The organism is Streptomyces aurantiacus (genome assembly GCF_001418335.1).
Lineage (GTDB): Bacteria > Actinomycetota > Actinomycetes > Streptomycetales > Streptomycetaceae > Streptomyces > Streptomyces aurantiacus.
In genome coordinates, this window is sequence record NZ_LIPP01000202.1 from 1 (window position 1) to 7,612 (window position 7,612).

Below are 7,612 nucleotides of genomic sequence, written 5' to 3' on the forward strand. Positions count from 1 at the left end.
GTGCGGGGCGGTGGGGGCTGGTCGCGCAGTTCCCCGCGCCCCTACAAGCGACAAGATCGCGCCGTTCCCCGCGCCCCTGGGGGGAAGGGTTGCGCCGTTGTCCGTGCGCCCGAAAGACAAAAGACTGCGCCGTTCCCCGCGACCCTGAAGAGTTGGGGGCTCTGTGAGCTTGTGCACCTTTTCTTTCTTATGTCTCTGGCGTCCCGCATAGTGATACGGACCCTCGTGCGGCGCGTGGCTCGGCTAGCATGCGGAGCATCATGCGATTCGGGCTGCTTCTCCTTAGCTGCCGCGGCGAGGGTCTGTAGTCGAGGCCGGCCCCCTCCCCGCGGAGTTCGGCGTTGCGCCGTCGGCCGACCCTCGGAGTGATCCGAGGATCAAGCGGACCCCAGAGGAGCCCCTCGCATCATGGCGAATCGTCAGCAGCCCACCTCCATGCCGACCCACAAGTACCGCCCGTACGACCAGGTCGACATCGCCGACCGTACGTGGCCGGGCAACCGGATCACCGTCGCCCCCCGCTGGCTCTCCACCGACCTGCGTGACGGCAACCAGGCCCTGATCGACCCCATGTCGCCCGCGCGCAAGCGTGAGATGTTCGACCTGCTGGTCTCGATGGGCTACAAGGAGATCGAGGTCGGCTTCCCGGCCTCCGGTCAGACCGACTTCGACTTCGTGCGCTCGATCGTCGAGGAAGAGGGCGCGATCCCCGACGACGTCACGATCTCCGTACTGACCCAGGCCCGCGAAGACCTGATCGAGCGGACCGTCGAGTCGCTGAAGGGTGCCAAGCGCGCCACGGTCCACCTCTACAACGCCACCGCGCCCGTCTTCCGCCGGGTCGTCTTCCGCGGTTCCAAGGACGACATCAAGCAGATCGCCGTCGACGGGACACGGCTGGTCGTCGAGTACGCGGAGAAGCTGCTGGGCCCCGAGACCGTCTTCGGCTACCAGTACAGCCCCGAGATCTTCACCGACACCGAGCTGGACTTCGCCCTGGAGGTCTGCGAGGCCGTCATGGACGTCTGGCAGCCGGGCCCTGACCGCGAGATCATCCTCAACCTGCCCGCCACCGTGGAGCGCTCGACCCCCTCCACGCACGCGGACCGCTTCGAGTGGATGTCGCGCAACCTGTCCCGCCGCGAGTACGTCTGCCTGTCCGTCCACCCGCACAACGACCGCGGTACGGCGGTCGCCGCCGCCGAGCTGGCACTGATGGCCGGCGCCGACCGCATCGAGGGCTGCCTGTTCGGCCAGGGCGAGCGCACCGGCAACGTCGACCTGGTCACCCTGGGCATGAACCTGTTCTCGCAGGGCGTCGACCCGCAGATCGACTTCTCGAACATCGACGAGGTCCGGCGCACCGCCGAGTACTGCAACCAGATGGAGGTCCACGCCCGCCACCCGTACGTCGGCGACCTCGTCTACACCTCCTTCTCCGGCTCCCACCAGGACGCCATCAAGAAGGGCTTCGACGCGATGGAGGCCGACGCCGCCGCCAAGGGCGTCACCGTCGACGACCTGGAGTGGGCCGTCCCGTACCTGCCGATCGACCCCAAGGACGTCGGCCGCTCGTACGAGGCCGTCATCCGGGTCAACTCGCAGTCCGGCAAGGGCGGTATCGCGTACGTCCTGAAGAACGACCACAAGCTGGACCTGCCGCGCCGGATGCAGATCGAGTTCTCCAGGATCATCCAGGCCAAGACGGACGCCGAGGGCGGCGAGGTCACCCCGCGGGACATCTGGGCGACCTTCCAGGACGAGTACCTGCCCAACCCGGACAACCCCTGGGGCCGTGTCCAGGTCCGCAACGGCCAGTCCACGACGGACAAGGACGGCGTGGACACGCTCACCGTCGAGGCCGAGGTGGACGGCGCCGAGACCACTCTGGTCGGCACCGGCAACGGCCCGATCTCCGCGTTCTTCCACGCCCTGCAGGGCATCGGGGTCGACGCCCGGCTGCTCGACTACCAGGAGCACACGATGAGCGAGGGCGCCTCCGCGGTGGCCGCCTCGTACATCGAGGTCGCGATCGGCGACAAGGTTCTGTGGGGCATCGGCATCGACGCGAATACGACACGCGCGTCACTGAAGGCAGTCGTCTCCGCCGTCAACCGCGCGACGCGATAAGGCCGTTCACCTGCGTTTCTCCGGTCCCGTCCGCCGCACAGGCGGGCGGGACCTCTGGTGTGTATCCGGCCATGCCGAACAGTGGCCTCGTACGGGGTACTGACTCCGCCTCATCAATGTGGCTAACATCACGCGAGTGCGGCGATGTTGCCGTGGCATTACGGAGGTGCGAGCGTGCTGCCAGGATGGGGACGAAACGGCCGGTTTGTCCGCGCCGGCACCATGGGCGTTTCTCGCATCCTCGGAACCAGGACGGCGTGGACCCCCGTCGGCGACGGCGAGTTCTTCTGCCCGGGCTGCGGAGGCGACCGCAACTACCAGCGCCTCACCGGCCGCCGTCGCTTCACCTGCCTCGGCGTCCCGGTCCTGCCGCGCGGTGAGACGGGCCCCGTCGTCGAGTGCGCGGCCTGCGGCGACCACTACAGCGCGGACGTGCTCGACCATCCGACCACGACCCGCTTCTCCGCGATGCTCCGTGACGCCGTCCACACCGTCGCCCTCGCCGTGCTCGCCGCCGGCGGTACGTGCACGCGTACGTCGCTGGAGACCGCCGCGAGTGCCGTGCGCGCGGCCGGGTTCGACGACTGTACGGAGGACCAGCTCGCGGCCCTCGTCGAGGCCCTCGCCGCCGACACCGGGCGTATCTTCGGCGAGCCCTGCGGGCCGGGGCTGTCCATAGAGCTGCACGAGGCGCTGGATCCGCTGGCGCCGCATCTGGCGCCCGCCGGTCGTGAGGCCGTCCTGCTCCAGGGCGCGCGTATCGCCCTGGCGGACGGGCCGTATACGCCTGCTGAGCGTGAGGTGCTCACCACGGTGGGGGCGGCGTTGATGATGTGCGCGGACGACGTGACGCGCCTGCTCACGGCGGCGCGAACGCCGTCTTGACGGTGCGGGTGGGTCTGGGCTGGTCGCGCAGTTCCCCGCGCCCCTGAAAAACGGGGCTGCGCCCCAGCTTCTCGCCTTCAGGGCCGCACCCGTCCACCCACCGCACCGCCCCCACTACTCCCGCGGGAGTAATCCCGACCCCCCGCCGCCCCCGGCAGTAGCCGCAGGCTCAGACTCCCGTCCGACGTCACAGGCTCTCCCTACCGAAAGGCTGAAGGAGAAGCCGGATTCGTCGAAAGGGAGATCGTCCATGAGAGCAGGGAAAGCGACCACTACGGGCAAGCGGCGGGGACGAGCCGTTCCATGGGCGGTGCTCGGGCTGTGGGTGGTCGTGCTCGCGCTGGTCGGGCCGTTCGCGGCGAAACTTGGCGATGTGCAGCACGACCGGGCCACCGATTACCTGCCCGCAAGCGCCGACTCGACTCAAGCGGCCCGGATCGAGGAGGCGCTGCCCGGGGGCGAGAGCACCGAGCTGGTGATCGTGTACCACCGGGACGGCGGGCTGAGCGCCGCCGACCGGCAGGTCGCCGCCGGGCAGATCAAGGACATCGCCGGCGCGCACGAGCTGGTCGGCGGGGCGCCCGAAGGGGTGCCGTCCGACGACGGGACGACGCTCATGTACCCCGTCGTCAGCAACGAACCCGGCTCCGACGAGAAACTGCGGGACGCCTTCGTCGTGGATGTCCGGGACGTCGCCGGCGGCCAGGACGGGCTGAGTGTCGAAGTGGGCGGGACCGGGGCGCTTGCCACCGACTCCGGGGAGGTCTACGACGCCCTCGGCGGGCCCCTGCTCTACACCACCGTCGCCGTCGTCGCCCTCCTCCTCATCCTGATCTACCGGAGCCCGGTGCTCTGGCTCCTGCCGCTCATCACCGCGGGAATCGCCGACTATCTGTCGATGGGCGTCGCCTACGGGCTCAACCAGGCATTCGGGACCACCATCTCGGGCCAGAGCTCAGCTGTGATGACCATCCTGGTGTTCGGCGCGGGCACCGACTACGCACTGCTCCTCGTCTCCCGCTACCGGGAGGAACTGCGGCGCGTCGAGCGCCCGTACGAGGCCATGGTCGCCGCCCTGCGCGGCTGCGGTCCCGCCGTGCTCGCCTCCTCCGGCACCGTCGCCGCCGGCCTGCTGTGCCTGCTCGCCGCCGATCTCAACAGCAGCCGCGGCATGGGCCCGCTCGGCACGGTCGGTGTGCTGTGCGCGCTGATCGCGATGCTGACCCTGCTCCCCGCCGTCCTCGTACTGCTCGGGCGGCGGGTCTTCTGGCCGCTCGTACCGGCCTACGGCAGCGAACCCAAACAGCGGCGGAGCCTCTTCGCCGCGATGGGCGACTCCGCCGGACGCAGGCCGCTGACCGTGCTCGCGACCGGAGCCGTCCTGCTCGGCGCGCTCGCCCTCGGCTCGTTCAACCTGCCCGGGCCGCTCAAACAGCAGGACACCTTCGTCGACAAGCCGGAGGCCGTCGCCGCCATGGAGACCCTCGGCAAGGCCTACCCCCAGAGCGGCACCCAGCCCATCGACGTGGTGACCCCGGCGGACGGCGCCGACCGGACTCTCACGGCTGTCCGGGACACCCGGGGAGTCGAAAGCGCCGAGAAGGGCCGTACCGGAGACGGCTGGACCGAGATCTCCGTCATCGCGAAGGGCGCACCCCAGTCGGCGGAGGAGACCGCCACCATCAAGTCCCTGCGCGGCGAACTGAAGGACTCGTACGTCGGCGGGGACAGCGCCCAGCAGATCGACCTGGACGACACCAACAGCCGGGACACGAAGATCGTCGTACCGCTCGTCCTCGTCTCGGTGCTGCTCATCCTGTGCGGACTGCTGCGCAGTCTGGTCGCGCCGCTCATCCTGGTGGCCGCCGTGGTCGCGGTCTGGGGCGCGGCGCTCGGCATCGGCGGGCTCGTCTTCGGGCCGGTCCTCGGCTTCGAGGGAACCGATCCGGGGCTCGGGCTGCTGTCCTTCGTGTTCCTCGTCGCCCTCGGTGTCGACTACGGCATCTTCCTGATGCACCGGATGAGGGAGGAGTCCCTGGCCGGCACCGAACCGGCCGCCGCCGCCCTCACCGCCCTGCGGACCACCGGCGGCGTCATCGCCTCGGCAGGACTCGTCCTCGCCGCGACCTTCGCCGTACTGATGAACATGGGGCTCGTACAGCTCGTCGAACTCGGCTTCGTGATCGCCGTCGGCGTACTCCTCGACACCTTCCTCGTACGGACGTACCTGGTGACCAGCGCCAGTGTCGCCCTGGGCCGGAAGATGTGGTGGCCGGGCGGCCTCTCCCGTGGACCCGCGCCCGGCGCCGGGCCGTCCGAACCGACCGAGCCGCCGCGGCAGCCGGAACAGGTCGGCGCGCCCTGACCGGCCGGGCTCACCACAGCCGACCGGGCGCCTCTCCTGCCTTCTGCCGGAGAGGCGCCCCCGTGACGGAAGATGGAGCCGTGCAGGAACAGGGAGGGACCACACCGGTACGGGCCGACGCGCGGCGCCGCCGGATCGAGCGCGTCATCGCGGTCGTCAACCGGGACCCGCTCACCGCGCCGCGCCGTACCCGCAACGACGCGTTCCTCGCCGTCGGTGTCGCCGTGCTCGCCCTCACCGTCGCGTGGCTCATCGACGACGGACTCCCGCTCGACCCGCCCGGCTGGGCCCTGCTGGCCGGCGCCCATGTGCCGCTCGTGTGGCGGCGCAGCCGTCCGCTGCTCGTGCTGCTCGCGGTGGCCGTCTGCGTCACCCCGTACCACGCCCTCGACTACAACCACGCCGTACCGATCCCCGCGACCCTCCTGGCGCTCTACACGGTCGCGGCGACCGGCACGGTACGTCGCACGCTGCTCACCGCTGTCGTCGTCCTCGGCCCGACGCTGATCGTCAACACCTTCACCAACCCGGACGGGGCACTGGAGCTCCTGCGGATCTCCGGCTGGATCATCGCGGTTCTGTTCTTCGGCGTCGATGCCCGCTTCTACCGCCAGTACGTCGCCTCCATCGTCGAGCGGGCCGAGCGGGCCGAACGGACCCGCGAGGAGGAAGCGCGGCGCCGGGTCGCCGAGGAGCGGCTGCGGATCGCCCGCGACCTGCACGACCTGCTCGCGCACAGCATCACCCTGATCGGTGTGCAGACGTCCGTGGCGGCCCATGTCCTCACCGTGGATCCGGACCGGCTCGACCGAAAGGCGGTCGCCCAGGCCCTCGACGACATCGCGGGGACCTGCCGGACGGCCCGGGGCGAGTTGCGTACGACGCTGGAGGTGCTGCGGGCGAACGAGGTGGGCGAGAGCGTCGAAGAGGAGCGGACGGCGGAGCCCGGGTCCGGATTCGGTGCCGCGGAAGGACGCGGACGCGGTCCGCTGCCCGGGCTCGACGCGCTGGCCGCTCTCGTGGAGAGGGCCAGGGTGGCCGGCGCCAAGGTCGAACTGTCCGTCGAGGCGGACGGCGTACCGCCCTCCGTGGGCGCCGCCGCCTACCGGATCGTGCAGGAGGCGCTCACCAACGCCGTACGCCACGCCGGCCGCGACGACCTCACCGTCCGGGTGGGACTGCGGACGGCGCACGGGGCCCTGCGGGTGAGCGTCACGGACGACGGCGCGGGCCCAGGGCCGTGGGCCGGGGGTACGCCGGGGTTCGGGCTCGTCGGAATGCGGGAGCGGGCCCGTAGCGTGGGCGGCACACTGGACGCCGGACCGGGCCCCACGGTGGGCTTCGCGGTGACCGCCGAACTGCCGCTGTCCCGGGAGGAGCACCGATGACGATCCGCGTCCTGCTCGCCGACGACCAGACCCTCGTCCGGGCCTCGTTCGCGATGCTCGTCGCGTCGGCCGGGGACATGGAGGTCGTCGCCGAGGCGGGCACCGGGCGGGAGGCCGTGGAGCTCGCCCGTTCCGCGCGGGCCGATCTCGTCGTGATGGACATCCGCATGCCCGACCTGGACGGCATCGAGGCGACCCGGCTCATCGCCGCCGACGACGACCTCGCCGGGGTGAAGGTGCTCGTCCTGACGACGTACGACACCGACGAGCACATCGTCGAAGCGCTGCGGGCCGGGGCGTCCGGCTTCCTCGTGAAGGACATCCGCCCGGCCGAACTCCTCGACGCCATCAGGACGGTGGCCGCCGGCGAGTCACTGCTCTCGCCCGGCCCCACGTCCCGGCTCATCGCCCGTTTCCTGCGCGCACCCGACACGGCGACGTCCGCGGTGGGCGGTCCCGACGCTCTTTCCGAGCGGGAGCGGCAGGTGCTCACGCTGGTCGCGCGCGGACTCAACAACACCGAGATCGCCGAGACGTTGGGGCTCAGCCCGCTCACCGCGAAGACCCATGTCAGCCGGATCATGGGCAAGCTCGGGGCACGCGACCGGGCGCAACTGGTGATCGTGGCGTACGAGTCGGGGCTCGTGATACCCAAGGTGGTCTGAGCCACCTGAACTCCGCGTAGCCGCAAGGGCGTTGCCCCGTTCGGTTCGTCCGAGTCACTGACTCGGGGGCTCCGCCCCCGAACCCCCGGTCCTCAAACGCCGGCCGGGCGGAAATCTTCAGCCCGTCCGGCGTTTGAGGACGAGCGCGTCAGCGCGATTGCGGGGGTCTGGGGGCGCAG

The 7,612-nt window shown here is 70.7% G+C and carries 5 protein-coding genes; all 5 read left to right on the forward strand.

Annotated features, from left to right (window positions below; genetic code table 11):
- Positions 1 to 408 precede the first annotated feature (408 nt).
- The 5 genes from leuA (at position 409) to AOK01_RS25290 (ending at position 7,433) form a co-directional block, all read left to right on the forward strand.
- Positions 409 to 2,130 (forward strand): 2-isopropylmalate synthase, encoded by a 1,722-nt coding sequence (leuA, locus tag AOK01_RS25270; RefSeq protein ID WP_055515497.1) that lies wholly within the window; start codon positions 409 to 411, stop codon positions 2,128 to 2,130.
- 174 nt (positions 2,131 to 2,304) lie between these two features.
- On the forward strand, positions 2,305 to 3,015 hold the full coding sequence (locus AOK01_RS25275; RefSeq protein WP_055515498.1) for a tellurite resistance TerB family protein: 711 nt from the start codon (positions 2,305 to 2,307) through the stop codon (positions 3,013 to 3,015).
- A 250-nt stretch (positions 3,016 to 3,265) separates the two neighbouring features.
- On the forward strand, positions 3,266 to 5,380 hold the full coding sequence (locus tag AOK01_RS25280) for an MMPL family transporter (protein ID WP_055515501.1): 2,115 nt from the start codon (positions 3,266 to 3,268) through the stop codon (positions 5,378 to 5,380).
- 62 nt (positions 5,381 to 5,442) lie between these two features.
- Complete coding sequence (locus AOK01_RS25285) at positions 5,443 to 6,768, forward strand: sensor histidine kinase (RefSeq protein ID WP_245702400.1); 1,326 nt, start codon at positions 5,443 to 5,445, stop codon at positions 6,766 to 6,768.
- A complete protein-coding gene (locus AOK01_RS25290; protein WP_055515505.1) occupies positions 6,765 to 7,433 on the forward strand; it encodes a response regulator in 669 nt (222 codons plus the stop codon). Before AOK01_RS25285 ends, AOK01_RS25290 begins: the two co-directional genes overlap by 4 nt.
- Positions 7,434 to 7,612: the final 179 nt, after the last annotated feature.